General features: G+C 50.2%; 1 protein-coding gene. It reads left to right on the top strand.

The window, feature by feature from the left end; genetic code table 11:
- Positions 1-309, top strand: a 309-nt coding sequence (locus tag A3736_RS16665; RefSeq protein WP_156502021.1) for an NYN domain-containing protein, incomplete at both ends; no start/stop codon positions are given.

The following is a 309-nucleotide window of genomic DNA, read 5'->3' on the forward strand; positions in this document are numbered from 1 at the left end:
TCGACGTCTCCAGAGGGAAAATGCAAAAAGCATTTTTGGCGAGAAGTCAGTCGATGAGGACCTCAATTCAAGCTTGTGGTTCGATGCTGTCCGGACAGACGAACAAAGTAAGATCGATCTCTTCGTGATAGTGACAAACGATGGAGATCATGCCCCCCATGCCGCGAGATTGCGTGCTGCGGGAAAGCGTGTCTCAATATTCAGCTATGTGGAGAAGCCGGCTCGGGCATTGCTTGATGCAGTCGGTAAGAACAACGTTCTAGACTTGCTGGCTTGCTCGCGCGGATTTGATTTCTCAGATATCTGGCT

It is taken from the genome of Erythrobacter sp. HI0063 (assembly GCF_001635685.1).
Lineage (GTDB): Bacteria > Pseudomonadota > Alphaproteobacteria > Sphingomonadales > Sphingomonadaceae > Qipengyuania.